This window comes from Novosphingobium humi, from assembly GCF_028607105.1.
Lineage (GTDB): Bacteria > Pseudomonadota > Alphaproteobacteria > Sphingomonadales > Sphingomonadaceae > Novosphingobium > Novosphingobium humi.
In genome coordinates this window covers 1,172,732-1,194,975 of record NZ_CP117418.1, presented here as the reverse complement: position 1 = coordinate 1,194,975, position 22,244 = coordinate 1,172,732, and the positions used below count along the sequence as shown (strand labels likewise).

The window sequence follows — 22,244 nt, the reverse complement described above, 5'->3', positions numbered from 1 at the left end:
ATCACTTATCGCGGCTTGGCTTCGCTCAACGCCTTCATGGTTTTGAGAGCCTCGCCAAAGCGCTGCTCGCGCTTTTCGCGTCGCTCCCTGATGCCCGCTTCATCGCCTGCGCCCTTGTCCAGATAAAGGATCGAATAGACAATCCGCGAGGTGGATTTCGTCACCGGCACCACCGCCAGATTGCCGTGATAGAAGCCTTGCCCCTCGAGCATGCCGTCGGGCATCGCATAGGCATAGGACAGGTCGGTCCGCCCGACGATGACCTCGATCATGCGGCCATTGTTGAGATCGCGCACCGCGCCCACTTCGCCATCCTTGCCCGCAACCAAACGGCAGGGCACATGGAGCCATTCGCCAATATCGCAAAACCTGCCGATCCGCGCCCAGACCTGCGCGGCCGGACGGGCGACATCCTGTTCGAGATGGATGGTTTGATAGGCGGGCGTTTCCGCCATCGCCGGGGCGCCCAACACCGCCATCCCGGCGGCCATCCACATGGCATATGCTTTCATCATTCCCACTCCGGTTGCGCGTCAAAGCTGTTGCTATGCCTGCGTGGCGGGATTAATGCTGGGCATACCGGGATAAAGCAACCTCCCGGTCAGGCGTCAGCCCAAGTGTTGCCTTATCCGGCCTGCCTTTGCGGGCGGAAAGGTATTGGACGCAAGATGACGGCCTCTTTGCAACACCCTGATTTTGGCGAATTGCTGCGCGTATCGGCGCGCATCGGCTGTCTCAGCTTTGGCGGGCCTGCGGGCCAGATCGCGCTGATGCACCGCGAACTGGTCGAGGATCGCGGCTGGATCAGCGAGGACCAATATCTCCACGCGCTCAATTTCTGCCATCTCCTGCCCGGACCCGAGGCGCAGCAACTGGCGATCTGGATCGGGTGGAAACTGCATGGCATTCGCGGCGGGCTGGCGGCGGGGCTGCTGTTTGTCATTCCCGGCGCGCTGGTCATTCTGGCGCTCTCGATGCTTTACGGTGCGGCGGCGCATCTGGCGTGGTTTGCCGCGCTGTTTCTGGGCATCAAGGCGGCGGTGCTGGCGATTGTGGCGGGGGCGGTGCTGCGCCTTGCGGGCCGCGCGCTGGGCACCGATTTCCGTAAAGGGGCGGCTTTGGTGTCCTTTCTCGCGCTGTTCCTGTTCAACGCGCCCTTTCCGCTGGTGGTGATCGGGGCGGGAGCGGTCGGCTGGATCGCGGCGCGCTGGCGTCCGGCCCTGCTGGGGCTGACGGGCGAGGCGGCGGCGGCCCCCGATACGCCGCGCCCATGGGGATACAGCGCCCGTGCGGTGCTGATCGGCGCGCTTGCTTGGGCCGCGCCGATGGCGGCGGTTCTGGCGCTGCTGGGGCGCGATCATGTGTTGTGGCGCGTGGGGGTGTTCTTTTCCAAACTGGCGGTGGTGACCTTTGGCGGGGCCTATGCGGTGCTGGCCTATATGGCGCAGCAGGCGGTTTCGGCCCAGCATTGGCTGACCGCTGCCGAAATGGCCGATGGGCTGGGGCTGGCCGAAACGACGCCGGGGCCGCTGATCATGGTGACGCAATTCGTCGGCTATCTGGCGGCATTTCGCAGCCCTGCTCCCTTTACGCCGCTGGTCGCGGGGCTGCTGGGGGCGGGGCTGACCACTTGGGTGACCTTTGCGCCCTGTTTTCTATGGGTCTTTGCGCTGGCCCCGTGGATCGAGCGGCTGGAGCGCGCGCAATTGCTCAAAGGCGCGCTGGCGCTGGTGACATCGGCGATTGTGGGCGTGGTCGCCAATCTTTCGGCCTGGTTCGCTTTGCAGGTCTTGTTTCACGACCTGCGCCCGGTCTGGCCGGGCTTCAGCCTGCCTGTTCCGGCCAGTTTCGATTGGCGGGCAGGGCTGATCGCTGCCCTTTCCGGCTGGGCGGTGATCGGCCGCAAATGGAATGTGATCCCTGTTCTGGCCGGTGCCGCTGTTGGTGGCTGGCTGCTTGCGCAAATCTCATAAAAGGAGGATGACCATGACTGACATTTCGCGCCGTAATGCTCTGGGCAGTATCGCGCTGGGTATGGCTGCGGCCGCCGCGCCCATCGAGGCGGCCGCGCAAGGCGTCGCCCCGGCTCCGGCCTTTGCCGGGGGGCATGCCCCCAAACCGTTGGGCTTTGATGCGACGAAACTGACCGGCCTGTCGGAAAAGCTGATCCGCTCGCATTGGGAAAACAATTATCAAGGCTCGGTCAAAGCGCTCAACATGGTCGAGGGCCGTCTTGCCGCCGCGATGGCGGACAAGGATCTGCCGCCAGTCATCTATGGCGATCTGAAACGTGAGGAACTGCACCGCACCGGCTCGGTCATCCTGCATGAACTCTATTTCGAGCAATTGGGCGGCGATGGCGTGGCCAAGGGCGCCATCCGCGAGGCTCTGGCCAAGAGCCACGGCAGTTTCGAGGCTTGGGAGGCCGAATTCCGCCGCACCGCCATGGCGCTTGCCGGAGGGTCGGGCTGGTGCATTCTGGCGTGGAACCAGTACACCCGGTCGCTGCATAATTACTGGGCATGGGATCACACCAACGGGCCGGTGACAGGCACGCCCTTGCTGGTGCTCGATATGTATGAGCATGCCTTTGCCATCGATTACGGCGCGGCGGCGGCCAAATATGTCGATGCCTTCATGCATAATATCGACTGGGGCGTGGTCGATGCGCGCTATCGGGCGGCCGTCAGGGGCTGAGCCTCAGCCGACAGGTCGGGCGTCGGCCGATAGGGGGCGGCGCCCGGAAAGCTTATCGGCGTTCGGGCGCGCTCTGGTATTGGCGAACTGTATGGTACACAAAAAGCCAAAGCGCGACCGCACGGCGATCTAGGGCGCGACCTTTCCGGGCGCGGGCAGGGGGGCTATGGCGATGCGCTCCGCCTGAAACGAGCCGAGCCACAATTCGCGCCCCATGATCGCGGCGGCGGACAGGCCGTTGAAATCCCGACGCGGAGTGCCATAGGCAATGGTGGCGATCCGCCCCTGCGCCAGATCGACCTCGCCCACGATCCAGCCGCGCGGACAGAGCATCGGGTCGGCCACCCCATCGACCACCTTGCGCAGCCCCCCGCAGGCCGGTTCGTCATAGCGCATGCCGGCCAGCAGCAGGCGCCCGGCGGTCCAATGGATATTGTCGGGCATGAAATCGGGTGCGACGATGCGGCGTACCGGCCCGCGCGGATCGTTCCGGTCAAACACCGCGACGGCATGCTGGCCAAAGGCGATGGTGTAGAAATGGCGCTCGTCGGGGTCGCTCTCGATGCCGTTGTTGCCGGGCAGGGCGGTGCCGGGCATCTCGTGGAACGCGGGCTCTCCGGGGCGCCATGACCATACGGCGCCTGTGTCGCGGCCCAGCACGAAATCGGCGATGCTGGTGCCGGGGCGCGTCAGCACAGTCGTCAGAATCTGGCCGTCGGCAAAGCTGGTGACGCTGTTGCCGACCTGTCCTGTGGGCATGGGGATGCAGCCGCGCCATTGCAGGCCGGGGCGGTCGGCGGCGGTGCTGATCTCAAAGACCTCGATCGATTCCCGCCCGCCGTGATTGACCACCAGCAGACGCCAGCGATTCCGCCCCACGGCGCGCAGATTAAGTCCGCGATCATTGAGCAGCGCCGGATCGGGCGGGCCGGGGCAATGGGGATAGGCGCGCGTGTCGGGGGCGATCTGGTCGGGGCCGCCCTTGTACCAGAATTCCATGCGCCGCGCCGCCGAATCGATCAGCTTCAACCCCGCCCCTTTGGCAAAGCCGCTGGCGATCAGCCAGCGCGTGTCGGGCAGGGCGACGATGTCCTCAGGCCTTTGCGCGCCGCAGACATAGGCCAATTCCTCATCCGGGGCGCAGGCGTCGGGCGCGGCATTCTCGGCGCGGGCGGGCAGCGGCGCGGCGGTGAAAAAGACGGCCGATAACAGGCCGGTGGCCATGGCTTGCGCGAGTTTCCGGCGTCTTAATTTCAGCGTCATCTGTCCGTTCTCCAGCGCGGCGCCCGTGTGTCTTTGCGATCACATATTTTAGGTAACGAAACGGTTAGTTTCATATTTGATTGACCTTGGCCAGCAGCTTTTCTATCCGACCCTTCAACGCTTCAAAGAGGCGCGAACGGGAGGGGTGCCAGATGTCATACGCCAGAAAGAGTCTTATTGTATCCGCCAGCCTGATTGGCCTTTCGGCGGGCTTCTGCACGCCCGCGATGGCGGCCGACGATGCGGCCAAGGCGCAGGAAATCGTCGTCACCGGCTCACTCATCAAGCGGCCCAACAACACCGCCGTCAGCCCCATCGTTTCGGTGGGCGAGGCAACGATCAAGGAATCGGGCGCCGCCACGCTTCAGGACGCGCTCAATCAGGTGCCCAGCTTTACCGTGGGCGGCAATGCGGCCACCGGTGGTCAGGGCGGTGGCGGTCGCGCCTCGATCAACCTGCACGGGCTTGGCACCAACCGCAACCTCGTGCTGCTTGATGGGCATCGCCTGCCGGTGTCGGACATCAACGGCAATGTTGACGTCAATATCCTGCCCGATGCGATCATTTCCAGCGTCGATGCGATCACCGGGGGCGCCTCGGCGGTTTATGGCTCGGACGCCATGTCGGGCGTGGTCAATTTCAAGACCATCCGCAATTTCGAAGGCATCAAGGCCGACATCATGAACTCGATCAGCCAGCAGGGCGACGCGTTCAAGTTCAACGCCTCGCTGGCGCTGGGCACCAAATTTGCCGATGATCGCGGCCATCTGATCGCCGCCTTCAGCTATGCCAAGCAGGACCCGGTTGCGAACAATTCGCGCCCCTTCTTCATGGACAAGGTGCCCTCGTCCTATATCGGCACCGGCACCTTTGTGCCCAGCGCCAGCAACACGCCCAACCCCGCCGTGGTTCAAGGCATCTTCGCCGGCTATGGCGTGACCAGCCTGCCAGCCAATTATCAGTTGGCCAACCTTGGCTTCAACAATGACGGCACGCTGTTTTTCCAGAACGGGGCGCAGAATTACAAGGGTGCCAACGGCACCAACGGCTATGCGCTGGTGGGCAACAATGTGCGTATGCCGGTGGGCCAGCAGGGCAATCTGCTCAACGCGCTGGACCGCAAGACCGCCTTTATCAAGGGCGATTTCGAGCTGACCCCCAGCCTGACCGCCTATGGCCAGTTCATGTTCGTCGATCTGTCGGTCAACACCAACAGCGGCGGCAGCCTGACCCAGTTCCCGACGCTGACCACCATTCCGGTGTCCAACCCCTTCATCCCCACCGATCTGCGCACGATCCTTGCCTCGCGTGCCAATCCGACGGCCAATTTCAACTGGAACGCGCGCTATGTGGGCGTTCCGTGGAAGAACTGGGATGAAAACTATCAGGTCCAGCAATATCTGGCCGGCTTGAAGGGCCAGATCGGCGGCGGCTGGAGCTTTGACGTTTACGCGTCCTATGATCAGTCGGTCCATAATCAGATCATGCATAATGCCGTGCTGAAAAGCCGGGTGCAGACGCTGCTCAACGCGGCCGATGGCGGCAATTCGATCTGCGCGGGCGGGTTCAATCCGTTTGGCGATGCCAATGCGCGCTCGCTCTCGGCGGCCTGCCGCACCTATATCACCAAGGACACGTTCAGCCAGGAACGCCTGAGCCAGACGCAGGTTCAGGGTCAGGTCAACGGCTCGCTGTTTGATCTGGGCGCGGGCCCGGCGCAGATCGCGCTGGTGGCTGACTATCGCCGCAACACCTATTCCTTCACCCCCGACACCGACATGACGGCGCTGAGCGGATGGGCGCCCGGCGCCAATGTCGAAGGCTTTACCGCCACCATCGGTGTACCCAAGCGCGCGATTTCGGTGAAGGAATTCGCCGCCCAGATCGACATTCCGCTGCTGGCCGACAAGCCTTGGGCGCAGGAGCTGGCGGTGGGCGCTGCGGGCCGCATTTCCGATTATTCGGTGACCGGCTCGGTCAAATCCTATGAGGCCGATGCGCGTTGGCGCCCGCTGCGCAACCTGTTGGTGCGCGGTTCGTATCAGCGCGCGGTGCGTGCGCCCAACATTGGCGAACTCTTCTCGCCGCCTTCGGGTTCGCAGCTGGTCATCGGCACGCCGCCCTCCTCGCTTGGCGACCCCTGCGATGTGCGCTCGACGGCGCGCACCGGGGCCAATGGCGCGCAGGTCGCCACGCTCTGCGCCGCGCAGGGCGTGCCCTCTGCGCTGCTATCGAGCTATCAGTTCCCAACCACCGCGACCGGCCAGACCGTGGCGGGCAATTCGGGCGTGACGCCGGAAACGGCCGATACCTATAATATCGGCATCGTGCTCAACTCGCCGTTCCAGAGGGGGCCGCTTGCGGAACTGTCGCTGTCGGTCGATTATTACAACATCAACATCAAGAACGTGATTTCCTCGGTGCCTGGCCTGACCGTGCTGTCGAAATGCTACAATCTGGATGGTTCGAACCCCGGCTATGCCACCAACAACCCCTATTGCCAGCTGATTTCGCGTGACAGCTCGACCGGACAATTGCTGACCGTGTCGACGCCCTATCTCAATCTGGGCGCGGTCAAGACCGATGGCATCGAGGCCCAGATCCACTGGGGCACGCGCGCCTCGAAGCTGGGCGCGGGCGGCAAGGTCTATATCGACACCGCGATCGGCTGGCTCCATGCCTATAAGGTGCAATTGCTGCCGGGCGCTGCTTTCCTCGATTACACCGGCGTCAGCGTCGGCGGGTCGAACCCCGGATCGGTGCCGCCGCGCGCAACGCCGGAATGGCGTGCGCTGACCACGTTCGGCATCAAGAATGACGTGTTCGGCGCGGGCCTGCGCTGGCGCTATCAGAGCGGGATGAAGGACACGAGCGCAGTGCTGACCCCCGCCAACACGCAGGTCGGCGTGGGTGTTTACCAGCTGTGGGATCTGTTCGGCTCGGTCAAGGTGAACAAGAACTTTGAACTGCGCGCGGGCGTGAACAACCTGTTCGACAAGAGCCTGCCCTATGTCGCCAGCTCGCAGAACGGCACGGATACGGCGCTTTATGATGCCATCGGGCGTTCGTTCTATATCGGTCTGAAACTGGCCATGTGATGATGGGGCCGGGGCGTGATGCGCCCCGGCCCTGTTATTTGATCCTACCGTCGCCGGGCCAGCGCGCGCAGCGCGACCCCGGCGCAGATATAGGCGGCAAAGATCACCATGGCCATCGGCCGTGCCGTGCCGTCATGAAACGCCCCGGCAATCGCCGCGCCCAGCGCGCCGCCGCCAAATTGCATAAAGCCCACCAGCGCCGAAATCGACCCGGCCCTTTGCGGATCGCGGGCCAGCGCGCCGGCAATCGCATTGGGCTGGGTAAAGCCGATCATCGCCACCATGAAGAACAGCGGCACCGTGATGCCCAGCAGCCCGCCAAACCCGGTGACCGCATCGGCCAGCAGCACCGCTGAGGCCGTCATGCTGCCCAGATTGGCCCAGCGCAGGATCGTATCATAGCTGATGCGCGCCAGCAGGCGGCGGTTGATCCAGTTGGTGGTCACCAGCCCCAGCCCGTTGGTGGCGATCACCCAGCCATAGGTCTGGGGCGAGAGGTGAAAGCCGGTGACCAGCACATCGGGCGATATGCCCAGATAGGTCAGCAGGCCCATATGCGAAAAACCGGCGGTCAGCGCATAGGCCATCACCTGCGCCTCGCCCAGAATGGAGCGATAGGCGGCAAACGGGGATTCGCTGCGCGCCTGCGCGGCGGTCTGCTCCGAACGCGTTTCGGGCAGGCCGAAGAAAGTGGCCACCGCCACGACCGCGCCAAACAGGGTGAGCAGCCAGAAGATCGCTCGCCATGAGGCCGCCAGCAGCACCCAACTGCCGATCAGCGGGGCGATGATCGGGGCGATGCTCATCACCAGCAGCAGGAGCGAGAAGACCTGCGCGCTTTCCTGCGGGGTGAAGCGGTCGCGCACCGACGCGCGCGAGACGACCAGCCCTGCGCAGCCGCCAAAGGCCTGAAAGAAACGCGCGGCGATCAGCACCGGGATTGTGGGCGCCAGCGCCGCACAGGCCCCCGCCCCCACATAAAGCACCAGCCCCCCCAGCAAGGGCAGCCGCCGCCCGATCCGGTCGGACAAAGGCCCATGCACCAATTGTCCGAAACACAGGCCCGCAAAGAACGAAGCCACCGTCAGCGAAGCCTGCGCCGCACTGCCGCCCAAATCGCGCGCCATGACCGGCAAGGCGGGCAGATACATGTCGATGGACAGCGGGGCAAAGGCGCTCAGGCCGGCCAGCACCAGGAGCAGGCCAAAGGGAATATGGACGGGTTTGGCCGCGGTCATCGGGTTCTTTCATAAAGGCAATGCAGGCGGGGCCATCACCCCGCCCGCATCCTTGCCACAGGGCCGCCCGGTTTAGAAGCCGAACAGCGCCTGCCGGGCGATCTTCTGTCCGCCCGGCATCGCGCGGTTGCGGCATCGCCTGTTACTTGGCGCTCCATTGCGTCAGAGTGCGGAAATAGGCCAGCGTATCCTCCAGCGCCTGATCACCCCCGGCCGAGCCCATTTCCGGAAAGAAGCTGAGCTTGACGATCACGGTGCGCGTGGCCGGATGGACATAGATGAACTGTCCCTGGAGGCCCAGCGCAGTATAGGCCCCGGTATCGTCCAACCGCCAGATCTGGAAACCATAGCCTGCCCGCGCCATCGGATTGGTCACCGAGGGCGGCGGAGGCGGCGCGGCGGGATCGGCATTGTTGGTCATGGCGGTGGCCTGTTCGACCCATGCGGCAGGCACGATCTGGCGCCCGTTGAAACGCCCTTTGTCCAGCATCATCGCGCCAAAGCGGGCAAAGTCGCGCAAGGTGGCATTATAACCCATGCCGTTTAGCTCGCGCCCCACGCCCGGGCCGCCATCGGCAATCCAGAACCCATACGCCTGCGCCCCCATCGGTTGCCACAGATATTGCGCCATGAAATCGGCCAATGGCCGCTTGGTCGCGCGCTCCAGCACCCAGCCCAGCACCGACGTGTCGAGCGTGGAATAGTTGAAACGGCTGCCGGGCGCGAATTTGCGCTTCAGGCGCGGGGCCATGTCGGCAAAGCGCTCCTTGTTGGCGACGATGGCGTTGAGAAAGATCTGCGCGGCAATGCTGGGCGTTGCGCCGAAATCATAGCGCTCTTCGTAATCCACGCCCGAACGCATCTGGAGCAATTGGCGGATGGTCACGCCATCATAGCCCGAGCCTTTCAGTTCAGGGACATAGGCGACCGCCGGATCGTCGATCGAGCGGATCGCCCCCTGGCCCACGGCGATGCCCACCAGCATCGAGGTAAAGGTCTTGGCCATGGAAAAGGAGATGAAATGCGTGCTCGCATCGGTGTTGTTGCGATAGCTTTCATGCAGCACCTTGCCATCGCGCATCACCAGCAGGGCCGAGGTATAGGTCAGGTCCTCCCACGCATCTTCGCTCATCACCTTGCCGCGAATGGTGGCGGGCGGCAGGGCCGTATCCGTGCGGGCCAAAGGCGCGACCGGCCCGGATCGGGCCACCACGCGGGTCTGGAACAGCTGATCCATATTATGGAAGGTCAGCATGTTCTCGGGCGCTTCGAGCATATGCATCCGCGCGGCGGCCAATGCAGGCGGCACCGATCCATCGGGCAACACATGGGGCGGGGCGGTCTGCGCCGAAAGAGAGGGCGCGGCCATGGCCAGCATGAGCGCGCGAGACAGACGGATCGGAGAAACCATGGACGGACCTTTGCAAAAGTGATGCCGACGAATGGGGCAAGAGCGCGTCCGGTGCATCCCCCTTTTGGTATATCCTATATCATAAAGCGCGCCTTGCGCCCGCCACGGACCCGCCGATGCGGCGCACCAGTTCGGATTGGCGCCCCGCGCCCGTCTTGGCCAGCACGCGTTTGAGATGCAGCCGCGCGGTGCCTTCGGTAATGCCGCGCGCGGCGGCAAACTCGCTGACGCTGCCCCCCGCGGCAAGACAGGAGGCCAGCGCCGCCTCGGTGAGGGTGATGCCAAAGAGCAGCGAGAGATCTTCGGGTGCATAATGCACCGCGTCTTCGGGGCAAGCGATGGTCAGCAGCAGCAGATCGCGCGGCAGGCCGGAGCGGCCCGGCATGGGCGTAAAGGGACTGGCGCGCAGGTGCAGCGCCGTTTGATCCATGCCGCCCATCGCCATGACGCCGCGATCCGTCCGCCCCTCGACCAGCGCGGTCAGGCCCTCATGATCGGCGCGCCCAACCGCGGCCAGATGCCCATGGCGCAGGCGCAGCCTGTCGCCCTGCGCCAGCATTGCCCGCGCGGGCCCATTGCACCAATGCAGGCGCAGATCGCGGTCGCAGGCCAGCATCGCCGTGCCGGTCGCATCATGGGCCTGCGTCAGCCATTCGGCCTTGGCCTCGGCCTCGCTCATGCGCATCCACAGTCTTGCGGCCTGCTGCATATGGGGCGCCATCCGCGTCAGCATGGCCTCTTCGCGCGGGTCCATATCGCGCCGGTCATCGACGTTGCGGTGAAAGATCAGCGTGAAGCGATGATCCTTGTCCAGCCTGTGGCTCATCCAGAAGGCAGGACCCAGTCCGCAGCGCGCCAGACCGTTGGACAATTGGCGGCGGTCCTGCGAGGAATAGGCAAGGCTGCGCGCGTCGCTCAGGATCTCCGTTTCGGGCATCGGGCCGATGGGGCGGCCAAAGCGCGGGTTGGCCGGGGTGTTGGCCCAGGAATCATGCAGGCGGCCATGGCGCTCGGAATGGCTGTCGCGCGTGCCCCAGACCGGCAAGGCCCGGCCGCCCTGCGCGGCGACCAGCAATTGCGCGGCCACGCATTCAACCTGAAAATCGCGGCGCAACAGATCCATCAGCGCGACCCAGCGCCCCGGTTCCTCGATCGCGCCATAGAGCGCGCCGATCCATTGATCGCTGATTGCCGCCATGATTGCGCTCCCCCACCTTTAACCCATCTGGAGCGCAGGATATCCTATCGCGCCCGAACGGCAAGCGGGGCCTTTTGGCGGCGTGGGCGGCCTAAGCCCCCGCCACGGTCCTGCGGAACAGGGATCGGACCAGCCGATCCTCCAGCACCCGCCCGATCAGATAGAGCGCCACGAAGATCCCGGCAAAGACATAGGCCGGGGTGGGCGAGGGCTTCTTGCTCTTGGGGCCGTCCTCGTCGCCGTCATCGCCGTCAGGCTTGTCCGGGGCAGGCGCGCCCAGCGCCTTGTCGATGGGGTTCATCGGCGGGACTGCCTCTTTTGCGGCGGGCTTGGGCTTGGGCTTTGTGGGCGGGCCGGCGGTGTGGGCGGGGCCGTGAGCGGCGGGTTTCTGAAAGTCGTTGATGGTGATGATCGCCTGCGCAAAGCCGAGAAACAGCAGAGGCGCGAGGAAGCAGTAGAGCAAAGCGCGGCTGATCAGATCATAGCGCAGCACCGAATTTTCCACCCTCAGCACGCCGCTGTCAAACACCGACATCTTGTCCTGCGCCGCCGCATCTTTTTTGCGGAAGGTCAGCGTGTCCTGATAGCGGTCATAGCTGGTGCCGGTCTGGCGGAAAAGCGGGGCAAGACGGTCAAAGGCCTCCTCGCCCGATTGCTCCGCGGGGAGGGCGACTTCGCCGCGAATATGCCAGATCCAGTCAATGTAACGCAGCATGGAGGGCTTTTCCTGCGCCGATCCGGCGTAATCATGATGGGGCGCAGCGACAGTTCCGCTCATTCGGCAGGCTCCGTCATGGGCGCCGGGGCGCTGCGGCCGTATTTTTCCTTCATCGTCTTCCAACCCTCTGTGAAGGGATAGGTCATCTGTTCGCGGATCGACATGCGGCGCCCGCCTTCCAGCCCCAGCAATTCGGCCTCGCCATCGACGCAGGTGCCGAACATGCGGTCGATGAAAATATAGGAACCGGCGTAATTGCTGCGCGTGGCCTCGAAATCCTGCGAATGGTGCAGACTGTGATGCTCGGTCGTGTTGAACAGGAAGCGCCACCAGCGGGGCGAATTGAAGCGGACGTTGATATGCTGATACGTGCCGATCGCCAGGCCAAAGGCCCCCGCCATCAGCGCCGCGCGCGGCAGGAAATCGAAAAAGCCGCCCACGCCCAGCCCGATCAGGAACAGTTCCACCGGATTGCCGACCGCACCTTTGTTGATGTTGAGCTGGGTGATGTAATGATGCACAGAATGGGGCAGCCAGAGCGGATACCAGTTGTGCATCCCCCGGTGCATCCAATATTGCCCGAAATCGAAGATGAATGAGATCAGGAAAGCCTGTACCAGCAGCGGCAGGCCGGTGAACCAGGTGGCCTTGTCCCAATGCATCGCGTGCTGGATCGCCTTGATCATCACGCCGCTGCCGATGAAACTGTTCATGATGCGGATCAGCGTATAGCCCAGCCCCACATAAAACAGGTCGGTGGCCAGCTCTTTCCACGTCAGACGCCAACTGGCGAAACGCGGATTGACCCATTCGAGCGCCAGCAGCAACACCTTGAAACCAATGCCTATATAGATCGCGGTCGAGGCCTTGGCGATGGAATTGGGCGCATAGTACCAGAAGGCCAGCATCGCAAAGAGCATGGTCGGCTGAAACCAGGTGAAAATGAATTGCCGGATCGGGCCGCCCTCGACGCGGGGAATGTTTTCCCAACCGATGGTGACGGGCGCTTCGGCCCCAATGATCCGCTTGCCTACGAGAACGCCGTTCATCTTGTCTCTACCCGAGTCCAGCCTGCAGGAGGGTAAAGTGCCTGAAATTTTGGACGCGCGTCATACGTCATCAGGCGTATAAACCATTCAAAGAATCGCGCGCGCGTGCGCTGGAGTTTTCCCGCCTTGCGGCCTAGGCTTGCCGTCATGCGGATCGCGGCAAAGGACGGGCGGATGGATCAGGGCGCGGCGGCGCGACAGGCCTTGCGGCGGGGCGACTGGGCGGCAGCGCGGAGGCTGGCGGCGGGGTTGATGGCGCGCTCGCCTGCCGAGGGAGCGTTCGTGCTGGGCGTCGCGGCGGCCTCGGCGGGGCGGGTGGTTGAGGCGCTGGCCCATTTCCGGCAGGCGGTGATGTGCGATCCTCCTGAAGCATCAAGGAGCGGCGAATATCGCGCCCAGCTTGCCCGGACGCTCAGCCTGTTGCGCCGCGATGGCGAGGCCGCGCAGGTGTTGCAGGAAGCCGAACAGAACCTGCCGCAGGACGCCCTCAGCCTCGATACGCTGGGCTGCGTCTATGCCCGGCTGGGTCGGCATGAGGCGGCCTTGCCCCATTTTCTGGCCGCCGTTGCGCGCGAGCCGGACAATCGCGAATATCGGTATAATCAGGCCGTGACGCTCAATTTCCTGGGCCGGGCGGAGGAGGCGGAGGCGGCGCTGGAGGCTCTGATCGCGCTGGCCCCCGATGATGCGCGGGCGCATCATCTGCTGGCCAGCTTGCGCAAACAGAGCGCGGGGCGCAACCATATTCCGCGTCTGGAAACCGTCTATGAGCGGGCGAAATCAGGGCGCGACCGGCTCTTGATCGGCTATGCGCTGGCCAAGGAGTTGGAGGACATCGGCGAAGAGGCGCGCGGATTTGCCACGCTTTGCGCGGTCAATGCCGCGCACAGGCGCGATCTGGCCTATGACCCGGCGCAGGATGCCGCCAATTTTCAAGCGATGCAGGACGCCTGGCCGATCATGGCCGAGGCGAAGGACGCGCCAAAGGACGCGCCCGTCTTCATCATCGGCATGCCGCGCACGGGCACAACGCTGGTTGACCGCATCCTGTCCTCGCATCCCGATCTGGAAAGCGCGGGCGAATTGCAGGCGATGCCGCTGGCGGTGAAGGCCATGGCGGGCACCGGCGGGCGCAATGTGCTGGACCCGGAAACGGCGATGGCGGCGGCGCGGGGGGATATGGCGGCGCTGGGGCGCGATTATCTGCGCCGGGCGGGGCACCATCTGGGGGGCAAGGCGCCGCGTTTCATCGACAAATTTCCCGGCAATTTCCATTATGCGGGCGTTATCGCGCATGCCTTGCCCCATGCGCGCATCGTGTGCCTGCGGCGGCATCCGATGGATACGGTGCTGGCCAATTTCCGCAATTTGTTCGCCATTTCCTCGCGTTATTATGACTACAGCTATGACCTGCTGGATATTGCCGCCTATTATGCGGGCTTTGACCGGCTGATGGCCTTCTGGCGTCATGTGCTGCCGGGGCGCGTGATGGAACTGGCCTATGAGGATCTGGTGAGCGATCAGGAGGGGCAGACCCGCGCCCTGTTGGCCCATTGCGGGCTGGAATGGGACGCGCGATGCCTGTCTTTTCAGGACAATGCCGCCCCGGTTGCCACGCCCAGCGCGGCGCAGGTGCGCAGGCCCATCTATCGCGACTCGGTGGCGCGCTGGCGGCGGCATGAAGAGGCGCTGGCCCCGGTGCGCGCCTATTTCGAAAGCGTTGGGATCGCGGTGGACTGATCGGCCTACGCCATATCGCGCATGGGCCGCGCGGGGCATGGCGCGCATGGTGCGGCCATGGATCTTGCGCTTCGCCTTGGCGTGATGGTGTTGGCCGCCGGTTTCGGTTCGGGGGCCATGGCCGCGCCTGCCACCACTACGCATCTGGTGACATGCGGGGATCAGACCTGCCTGATGGTCAACGGATACCGCCAACAGCGCGAGGATGTCGTGGCGATCAACGGGCATCGCGTGGCGGTCGAAGGCGGGCGGAACTGGCGCCTGCGCCTGCCGATGGCCACGTTGCGCGCATGGTCGGCGCCCTATGCCCGCAGCCTTGTCCTTAACACCGGCGAGGGGCCTGAGCGCGAGGTCAGCCTGCCCATCGGCCTGCTGGGCCATACCGATCTGGCCGCGCTGGAGGTGCGGGTCCGTTAATCGCTTTATTGTCAAACCCTGCCAATGCGCCTATGAATTTAGGACGGTCGCCAAAAGAGCGGCCTTGCAAAATAGCGCAGGAGTGGATGATGAAGATTCTATTCGCGGCTCTGGCCGCTGTCTCGCTGGCCGCTGGGGCTTCGGCGGCGCAGGCCGGGACCCCCGGCGAAAACCCTCTGGCCAGAGACAGCGCGGTGCTGCACCTCAACGGTCTGGACCTTGCCACCGTGGCCGGGCAGCAGCGTCTGGCGATCCGGTTGGATCAGGCGGCGGCGGCCGTTTGCGGCGATCGGCTTGCCGGTGTGCATCTGGCGCTTGAGGAACAGTCTCGCGCCTGCCGCGCCGGGGTCGTGGCCGATGTCCGCGCCCAGATCGAACGGCGTCAGGCCGCGGCGCAGGGCAAGGTGCAATTCGCCTCTGCGCGATAAGAGGGTGGGGTGGAGCCTGCGCTCCACCCGCTCAATCGCCGGTTTTGGCCCCGATCCTGGCGGGATCGGCCCAGAAAGACAGCGTGTGCTTGTCATGCGCGGTGGTCCACACGCCGCCGGGCGAATAGCGCAGGCCCCCGCTGCCCGCCAGCGGCCCGACACGGGCGAGGATGGCCAGCGTCTTGGGATTGATCACCACAAAGGTCTGATCCTCGGTGCTGCGCAGCCAGACCTTGCCGCCGCCCGTGTCGATATCGCCATATTTCAGCACCACGCCCACTTTGACTCGGCCTGACACCTCGCCGGTGGTGGGATCAATGCGCACCACCGTCCCGTCGCCCTGCTCCTGAACCCAGACCCCGCCTTCGCCTGCGGCCAGAAAGCCGGGCTGTTTGCCCAGCGGCGTGGTCTTGGTGACGCTATTGGTTTTGGGATCAATGCGCTGGATCAGATTGCCCTTGGCGCTGACCGCCCAAAGCGCATCAAAGCCAAACGCGAGGTAATAGGCCCCCGGCGCGGTGGGGATGGTGGCGATGACCTTGTTGGTCCGCGCGTCGATGCGCTTGATCTCGCCCCTGGCATCGCTGGCCACCCAGATCGAGCCGGCCCCCGCCGCCACGTTCAACTCGCCCTCTTTGCCATTGGCAAGGCCGGTGGGGATGCTGGCCACCACCTTGGCCTTGTGCAGGCTGACGCGCTTGACCACGCCTTCCTTGCAATCGGCAAACCACAGCGCGCCATGGGCGATGCTCATGCCGCCGCAAGGATGCGGGCTGGGCACTTCGGCCAACTTCTTTTCGGCGGACCAATGTTCAACCCGGCCTCGGTTGGTGGTCCATACGGTTGCCCCATCCACCGCGATGAAGTCGGCAAAACCGGGGACGGGGATGACCTTCTCCACCGGCTCGGCCAATGCGGGCATAGTAATCATGGGCGCGCCGATCACGGCGGCGGCCAAAACGACAAGGCGTTTCATGGGTTTCTCCCCCTTCAGGCGCGCGAGGCGATATAGGCGCGCCACCCGCCCAGTTCGGTGATGTCGGTGGCCCCGACAATCGCGCGCGGCTCGGCCACGAAGCCCTTGACGCTGGACCCATCGGCCAGCGTCACCGTGCCGATAGCCAGCGGGGCGGGCACCTCGACGACGAAACTTCCGAACTCGGCCACGCCCAGTTCATAGACCTCGACCTTGATTGATGCTCCATCCTCGGAATGGATCAGTGCAGGCTTGGGCGGCACGCTGTCGGCCATCGCATAGAGCCGGTAATGAGGCGCAGTTTCAAAGGCCCCCACAAAGGAGGCATCGCGGCTGGTCAATTGCCAGTGGAGCGGCATATCCTTGAGATGGGCGCCGACAACGGCCAGTTTCACGGTCTGCATTTTCGCCTCCAGATCGAGGGGTGGAATGGGGGGAAGGGCGGCGGCATCGAGATAGGCATCGGCCATATCCAGCAGCGCCCGGTCGCAATCGGCAGGCCCGATCAGCGTGATGCCAAAGCCGGTGCCATTGTGGCGTGCGCCCGCGGGGACGGCCAGCGCCGCCATATCCAGCAGGTTCACGAAATTGGTATAGGCGCCAAGGTTGCTGTTGAGCGCGATGGGCGCGGCGGCCAGTTCGGCCACGCGATAGGTGGTGCCGGCGGTGGGGAAGGCGAGAATGTCGATCTCTTCCCACATCTGGTCGGCATGGCGTTTGAGCGCGGCGAGGCAATAGATCCCCTGCCACAGCTCCACCGCGCCGATCTCCAGCCCAGGCTCGACCACGGCGCGCACGGTGGGGTCGATGGCATCAGGATTGTCGGCCAGCAGGCCCGCGATGGCGGCGCTGCGTTCGGCCACCCATGGGCCGCCATAGAGCAATTGCGCGGCCTCCTGCAGCGGGGCCATGTCGATCTCGACGATCCGGCCCTGTGCGGAAAGTGTTTCGAGAGCTTGGGTATAGAGATATTCGCTCTCCGCATCGCCAAAGAACAGGCGTTGATCGCGGCGCGGAACGCCGATGGTGCGCGCCGCGCGCGGTCGGTCGGCCAAGGGTTTGGAATAGGGATCGGCGGGATCGAAACCGGCCACCACCCCGTCGATCAGCCGTGCGTCCGCCGTATCATCGGTAAAGACCGTGATGCAGTCGAGCGTGCGGCAGGCGGGCACAAGGCCCGATGTGCTCCACCGCCCCTTGGTGGGCTTAAAGCCGATCAGATGGTTGAAGGCGGCAGGCACGCGCCCCGACCCCGCCGTATCCGTGCCCAGCGCAAAGGCGACCAATCCGGCCGCCACCGCCACTGAGGAGCCGGAACTCGATCCGCCGCTGACATAGGCCAGATTATAGGCGTTGCGCGGAATGCCATAGGGGCTGCGCGTGCCGACAAGGCCGGTGGCGAATTGGTCGAGGTTTGTCTTGCCGACACAGATCGCGCCCGCCGCCAGCAGGCGTTCAACCACCGGGGCCGAAGCATCGGGCCGATAGGCAAAAGCAGGGCAGGCGGCGGTGGTTTCAAACCCCGCCACATCGATATTGTCCTTCACCGCAAAGGGGACGCCGGCAAGCGGCAGATCCTCGCCCGCCGCCACGCGTGCGTCGATGGCGGCGGCGGTGGCCAGCAGCGTTTCGGGCGATGCCCGGCTGATCCAGATCTGCGGCTGGATGGCGTCATAGGCGGCGAGGCGGGCGAGGGTTTCGCTTATCACCTCCACCGCGTTGGTTTGCCCGGCGCGGATGGCGGCGGCGATGCGTGTGGCGGATTGACGGTTCATGCGTGCCTCCGCAGCGCCAGCATCGGCGCGCCCGGTTGCAGGGATTGCTTCTCGGCCATGTAGAGCGCGGCGATGGTGCCGCTGCCCGGACTTTCGATCGGGCATTCCATCTTCATGGTTTCGAGGACCGCGATGGTTTCGCCCGCGCTCACCTCATCGCCTGCTGCCACCAGCAGTTTCCATACGCTGCCGCCAAAGGGCGCTTCGATCAATTCGCTGCCCTCCGGCAGGGTGATGTCGGCGGTCTGGGGCGTGTCCTCCTCGTTCAGGCTGGAAACGCGGTCGAACTCGCCCTTGCGCTGCCAGTCCTCGCGTTCCGCCGCAAAGGCGGCCTCGCGCCGGGCCTCAAATTCGGCGATTCCTTGCGCATTGTCGGCCAGAAAAGCGCGGTAGTCGGCCAAACGGAATTGCGAAGGTTCGACGCGGATCGCGCGCCGTCCGCTGGGAAAATCCCGCCGCCATTCGGCCAGTTCCTCGGCCGAAACCGGATAGAACCGGATCTGGTCGAAAAAGCGCAGCAGCCAGGGCTTGTTCTCGATGAAGTCCTGCGTCTGACGATAGGTGTTCCACACCTGAATGGTGCGGCCAAAGAGCTGATATCCGCCCGGTCCCTCCATGCCATAGATGCACATATAGGCCCCGCCGATGCCCACCACATTGGGCGGCGTCCATGTGCGCGCCGGATTGTATTTGGTGGTGACCAGCCGGTGGCGCGGATCAACCGGCGTTGCCACCGGGGCGCCCAGATAAACATCGCCAAGGCCCATCACCAGATAATTGGCCTCGAAGATCAGGTTCTCGACCGCGGCGGCATCGGGCAGGCCGTTGACGCGGCGGATGAATTCGATGTTGTCCGGGCACCATGGCGCATCGTCGCGCACCGCGCCCATATATTTCTCGATCGTCTCGATGGTCGCCGGATCGCGCCAGCTCAGCGGCAGATGGACGATGCGGCTGGGAATTGTGAAATCGGCCAGATCGCCCAGCCTTTCCTCGGCCTCGATCAGCAGGGAAAGCGCCGATTTCTGGTCGATTACCGCGCCGTCGAAATGCAGTTGGAGAGAACGGATGCCGGGCACGATGTCGATGATGCCGGGGGTTGCCAAACGCTCCAGTTCGGTCATCAGCGCATGGACGCGGATGCGCAATTCGATGTCCAGCGTGATCGGGCCATATTCGACCAGAATGTTGCGGTCGCCCTGCTGGCGATAGGTGGTGCGGGGGCGGCCCGGCGCCTCGGGCGTCTCGGCCAGAATGGGCGAGAGCGCCTCAATGGCGCGCGCCGGGCTGGAGGGCGCGGCCTGTCCGGTGGAAAGCAGCGCCGATTGCGCGGCGTCGGCCTTGGCGGCGTCCTCAATGCTGACCGGCACGAAGCGCAAAGTGTCGCCCGCCGCCAGTTGCCCGATCTTCCACCGATCCGCCGCGATCACCACGAAGGGGCAGACGAAACCGCCCAGCGAGGGGCCATCCGGGCCAAGGATGATCGGCATGTCGCCGGTGAAATCGACCGCGCCGATGGCATAGGGATTGTCGTGGATGTTTGAAGGGTGCAGCCCCGCCTCGCCGCCATCCTTGCGCGCCCATTGCGGTTTCGGGCCGACAAGGCGCACGCCGGTGCGGTTGCTGTTGTAATGCACCTGCCACGGGGCGGAGATGATCGTGTCAATGTCGGCGGGCGTGAAGAAATCGGGCGCGCCATGGGGGCCATAGAGCACGCGGATCGCCCATTCGCCCGGCAATTCGGGCAAGGCGGCGGCGGGCAGGGGCGCGGCCAAGGGTTCATCGCCAAAGTGTATCGTGTCGCCCGCCATCAACCGCCGCGCGGCATGGCCGCCGAACTGGCCCAATTCAAACGTGCTGAGGCTGCCCAGATAGGGCGCGAGGTCGAAGCCGCCCGCAAACAGGATATAACCGCGCATCCCGCCGCCGCGTGCCCGGCCCATGGCCAATGTCTGGCCTGCAAGCACATGGATCGGCCGTCCGCGTTCGATGGGCGCGCCGTCCAGCGTGGCGCCGAAATCCGCGCCCATCAGGCAGATCGTGGCGGGTGCGGTAAAGCTCAGCGTCGGGCCGGTGTTGGTGACTTCCAGCCCCGCCGTGCCCTCGGCATTGCCGATCAGGCGATTGCCCAGACGGAAGCTTTGATCGTCCATCGGGCCGGAGGGGGGCACGCCCACGGCCCACAGCTTTTGCCGTCCCGGCCAGTCCTGCACTGTGGTGGCCGTGCCGCCCGAGATCACGCGGATCGCGCGGGGGCGGAACTCGACCTGATCGAGGGCGCGGGTGGAAACCTCGCCGCTGGTGAAGGCAGGCAGGCGCACCACATCGCGCAGCCAGCGCAGGTTCGTCTCGATCCCGTCAAGGCGCGTTTCGCCCAGCGCCGCCTGCATCGCGGCCACGGCCTCTTCGCGCGTGGGCGCATGGACGATCAGTTTCGCCAGCATCGGGTCATACCAGACGCTGACCTCGCTGCCCGCCATGACCCATGTTTCGGCGCGGATAGTGTCGGGGAAGGTGACGGCGGTCAGCGTGCCCGATGTGGGGCGATAATCGAGGCCGGGGTCTTCGGCATAGAGGCGGACCTGAATGGAATGGCCCTTGGGTTCGGGCGTGGGCGCGTCGAGGAAGCTGTAATCGCCGCCTGCGCCCCGGATCATCCATTCGACCAGATCGATGCTCATCACCTCCTCGGTGACGCCATGTTCGACCTGCAGGCGGGTGTTCATTTCTAGGAAGAAGAAGCTCTGGCGGTCGGCATCATAGAGGAATTCGACCGTGCCCGCCGAGCGGTAATTCGCCGCCTGACCCAGCCGAATGGCCGAGGCGATGAGGTCGGCGCGGACATGGGCGGGCAGCAGGGGCGCGGGGGCTTCCTCCAGCACCTTTTGGTTGCGGCGTTGCAAGGAGCAGTCGCGCTCGCCCAGCGCCATGATGCGCCCCTGCCCATCGCCGAAGATCTGGACCTCGATATGGCGGGCGCGGCGGATGTAGCTTTCGAGGAACACGCCGGCATCGCCGAAATTGCTCATGCCCAACCGCGCCACGGCGGCAAAGCCCTCGCGCACGTCCTCGTCATTCTCGCAAATGCGCATGCCGATGCCGCCGCCGCCTGCCGTGGCTTTGAGCATGACCGGATAGCCGATCTGTGCGGCGGCCTCCAGCGCTTGGCCCTCGTCGGTCAGCAGGTCGGAGCCGGGGGCCAGCGGCACATCATGCGCGGCGGCCAGCGCGCGGGCGCTGTGTTTGAGGCCAAAGCTGCGGATATTGTCGGGCGTGGGGCCGATAAAGACGATGCCCGCCTCTGCACATGCCTGCGCAAATTCGGTGCTTTCGGCAAGGAAGCCATAGCCGGGGTGGATCGCCCCCGCGCCCGATTTCTGCGCCGCCGCGATGATCGCGGGAATGTTGAGATAGCTTTCGGAGGCTCTGCCTTCCCCGATGCAGATCGCCTCATCGGCCTGGGCCACATGGAGCGAGGCCTCGTCGGCCTGCGAATAGACCGCGACCGAGCGCAGGCCCATCTTGCGCAGAGTGCGGATGATGCGGGTGGCGATCGCCCCGCGATTGGCGATCAGGACGGTGTCAAAGCTCATGCCGATACAATCATCCGAACGGGGGTGGGGTTGAAGGCGTTGCAGGGATTGTTGATCTGGGGACAGTTCGAGACGACCACGACCACATCCATCTCCGCGCGCAGATCGACCGTCAGGCCGGGCGCGGAAATGCCGTCGACAATGCCCAGCGAACCATCGGGTTCGACCGGAACGTTCATGAAGAAATTGATGTTCGAGACGATATCGCGCTTGCCGCGCCCTTGGGTCAGATTGGCCTCAAGGAAGTTCTCGACACAGGCGTGCTGCGATTTGGTGTGGTGGCCATAGCGCAAAGTATTGGATTCGCACGAGCATGCTCCACCGATCGTGTCGTGATATTCGACCGAGGTGGCCGCAATCGTCATCATCGCGCGGCCTTCGTTGGAACGCAGCACCGTGCCCTGACGCAGGAACAGATTGCCCTGCGCCGAAACGGTGTCCTGCATGCTGTAGCGCTCGGCGTCGTCATCGGCGCTGTAGAGCAGGAAATCGACCGCCTGATTGCCTTCCAGATCGACAATGCGCAGGGTCTGGCCCGCGCGGATCGTGTGGAGCCAGGGCGCGCGGGCCGGGACGATGGCGTCATGGATGATGGCGCCGGTCAGCCCGGCGGTGTGGGGATCTTGCGTCATGGTGCCTGCTC

At 64.7% G+C, this 22,244-nt stretch carries 17 protein-coding genes; 6 read left to right on the top strand and 11 right to left on the bottom strand.

The genetic code is table 11. The features are described 5' to 3' along the window. Positions 1-5: 5 nt before the first annotated feature. Positions 6-515: an SRPBCC family protein gene (locus PQ457_RS21185; RefSeq protein ID WP_273619780.1), complete on the bottom strand. Its 510-nt coding sequence runs from the start codon at positions 513-515 to the stop codon at positions 6-8. Positions 516-668: 153 nt separating this feature from the next. Here PQ457_RS21185 and chrA point away from each other — a divergent pair, with 153 nt between their 5' ends. Continuing rightward, positions 669-1,973, top strand: coding sequence for a chromate efflux transporter (gene chrA / locus PQ457_RS21180; protein ID WP_273619779.1), 1,305 nt, complete (start codon positions 669-671; stop codon positions 1,971-1,973). A 61-nt stretch (positions 1,974-2,034) separates the two neighbouring features. Next, on the top strand, positions 2,035-2,697 hold the full coding sequence (locus tag PQ457_RS21175; protein ID WP_420541023.1) for a superoxide dismutase: 663 nt from the start codon (positions 2,035-2,037) through the stop codon (positions 2,695-2,697). A 129-nt stretch (positions 2,698-2,826) separates the two neighbouring features. Here PQ457_RS21175 and PQ457_RS21170 read toward each other — a convergent pair whose 3' ends face one another. Then, a complete protein-coding gene (locus tag PQ457_RS21170; RefSeq protein WP_273619777.1) occupies positions 2,827-3,960 on the bottom strand; it encodes a hypothetical protein in 1,134 nt (377 codons plus the stop codon). A gap of 152 nt (positions 3,961-4,112) precedes the next feature. Here PQ457_RS21170 and PQ457_RS21165 point away from each other — a divergent pair, with 152 nt between their 5' ends. After that, the gene (locus PQ457_RS21165; RefSeq protein WP_273619776.1) at positions 4,113-7,058 is read left to right on the top strand and encodes a TonB-dependent receptor domain-containing protein; all 2,946 of its coding nucleotides are present in this window, start codon (positions 4,113-4,115) and stop codon (positions 7,056-7,058) included. 44 nt (positions 7,059-7,102) lie between these two features. Here PQ457_RS21165 and PQ457_RS21160 read toward each other — a convergent pair whose 3' ends face one another. From PQ457_RS21160 to PQ457_RS21140, 5 genes are all read right to left on the bottom strand, one after another. Continuing rightward, positions 7,103-8,296, bottom strand: coding sequence for a multidrug effflux MFS transporter (locus tag PQ457_RS21160; RefSeq protein ID WP_273619775.1), 1,194 nt, complete (start codon positions 8,294-8,296; stop codon positions 7,103-7,105). A gap of 142 nt (positions 8,297-8,438) precedes the next feature. Then, complete coding sequence (locus tag PQ457_RS21155; RefSeq protein WP_273619774.1) at positions 8,439-9,707, bottom strand: serine hydrolase domain-containing protein; 1,269 nt, start codon at positions 9,705-9,707, stop codon at positions 8,439-8,441. 79 nt (positions 9,708-9,786) lie between these two features. Continuing rightward, positions 9,787-10,905 (bottom strand): helix-turn-helix transcriptional regulator, encoded by a 1,119-nt coding sequence (locus PQ457_RS21150; protein ID WP_273619773.1) that lies wholly within the window; start codon positions 10,903-10,905, stop codon positions 9,787-9,789. 91 nt (positions 10,906-10,996) lie between these two features. Beyond that, the gene (locus PQ457_RS21145) at positions 10,997-11,683 is read right to left on the bottom strand and encodes a hypothetical protein (RefSeq protein WP_337958499.1); all 687 of its coding nucleotides are present in this window, start codon (positions 11,681-11,683) and stop codon (positions 10,997-10,999) included. After that, positions 11,680-12,672, bottom strand: coding sequence for a sterol desaturase family protein (locus tag PQ457_RS21140; RefSeq protein WP_273619772.1), 993 nt, complete (start codon positions 12,670-12,672; stop codon positions 11,680-11,682). Before PQ457_RS21140 ends, PQ457_RS21145 begins: the two co-directional genes overlap by 4 nt. Before the next feature lie 147 nt (positions 12,673-12,819). Between PQ457_RS21140 and PQ457_RS21135 the strand changes: the two genes are divergently transcribed. From PQ457_RS21135 to PQ457_RS21125, 3 genes are all read left to right on the top strand, one after another. Further along, entirely contained in the window at positions 12,820-14,412 is a 1,593-nt protein-coding gene (locus PQ457_RS21135; RefSeq protein WP_273619771.1) for a tetratricopeptide repeat-containing sulfotransferase family protein, read from the top strand. 57 nt (positions 14,413-14,469) lie between these two features. Next, entirely contained in the window at positions 14,470-14,829 is a 360-nt protein-coding gene (locus tag PQ457_RS21130; protein WP_273619770.1) for a hypothetical protein, read from the top strand. 86 nt (positions 14,830-14,915) lie between these two features. Next, the gene (locus PQ457_RS21125) at positions 14,916-15,257 is read left to right on the top strand and encodes a UrcA family protein (protein ID WP_420541002.1); all 342 of its coding nucleotides are present in this window, start codon (positions 14,916-14,918) and stop codon (positions 15,255-15,257) included. A 31-nt stretch (positions 15,258-15,288) separates the two neighbouring features. Here PQ457_RS21125 and PQ457_RS21120 read toward each other — a convergent pair whose 3' ends face one another. From PQ457_RS21120 to PQ457_RS21105, 4 genes are read right to left on the bottom strand one after another with little or no spacing between them, the layout of a single operon-like run. After that, complete coding sequence (locus tag PQ457_RS21120) at positions 15,289-16,233, bottom strand: Vgb family protein (protein ID WP_273619769.1); 945 nt, start codon at positions 16,231-16,233, stop codon at positions 15,289-15,291. Positions 16,234-16,247: 14 nt separating this feature from the next. Next, positions 16,248-18,008 (bottom strand): allophanate hydrolase, encoded by a 1,761-nt coding sequence (gene atzF, locus PQ457_RS21115; protein WP_273619768.1) that lies wholly within the window; start codon positions 18,006-18,008, stop codon positions 16,248-16,250. After that, positions 18,005-21,601 carry an urea carboxylase gene (gene uca, locus PQ457_RS21110; RefSeq protein ID WP_273619767.1) on the bottom strand — a complete coding sequence of 1,199 codons (3,597 nt, stop codon included), beginning with the start codon at positions 21,599-21,601 and terminating at the stop codon, positions 18,005-18,007. Before uca ends, atzF begins: the two co-directional genes overlap by 4 nt. Beyond that, entirely contained in the window at positions 21,598-22,233 is a 636-nt protein-coding gene (locus tag PQ457_RS21105) for an urea amidolyase associated protein UAAP2 (protein ID WP_273619766.1), read from the bottom strand. Before PQ457_RS21105 ends, uca begins: the two co-directional genes overlap by 4 nt. Between the last annotated feature and the right edge of the window lie 11 nt (positions 22,234-22,244).